The sequence below is a fragment of the Citrobacter sp. S55_ASV_140 genome (assembly GCF_018919505.1).
GTDB classification, from domain to species: Bacteria; Pseudomonadota; Gammaproteobacteria; order Enterobacterales; family Enterobacteriaceae; genus Citrobacter; species Citrobacter werkmanii.
On sequence record NZ_JAHLQZ010000444.1, the window covers coordinates 1 to 444 of the forward strand.

The following is a 444-nucleotide window of genomic DNA, read 5'->3' on the forward strand; positions in this document are numbered from 1 at the left end:
CCTCAATATTTATTCTGGTTGGGGACGAATGATTCGCGCTAGCAATTATTGAAATCCTTAATGTTTAATTAAGGTTTCATCTGTTAATGAAGTGATAAATATAATGAGGAAGAGAGAAGATAATATAGTAAATATGCCGGATACGGTATTTACACCGCTATCCGGCACATGGTTTAAACTTAGCGCTTTTTACCCATTGCCGCTGCCAGCGCATCCATCATGGCGCTGTTGCCCGCAGGCTGAGCGTCACGGCCACGAGGTTTCGCGGCTTTTGGAGCCGGGCGATTGCCCTGAGTACGATCGTTATTTCCACCACTGCGACGCGCGTTGGTTTCACCTGGCTGCTCATCCAGACGCATAGTCAGCGCGATACGCTTACGCTGCAGGTCCACTTCCAGCACTTTCACCTTCACAATATCGCCCGCTTTCACCACGGTGTGGGGA

Annotated in this window: 1 protein-coding gene; it reads right to left on the reverse strand. The window is 49.1% G+C overall.

All coding sequences use genetic code 11. The features are described 5' to 3' along the window. Positions 1–179 precede the first annotated feature (179 nt). A partial coding sequence (locus KQJ18_RS24435) for a S1 RNA-binding domain-containing protein (RefSeq protein WP_216423010.1) occupies positions 180–444 on the reverse strand: 265 nt, incomplete at its 5' end.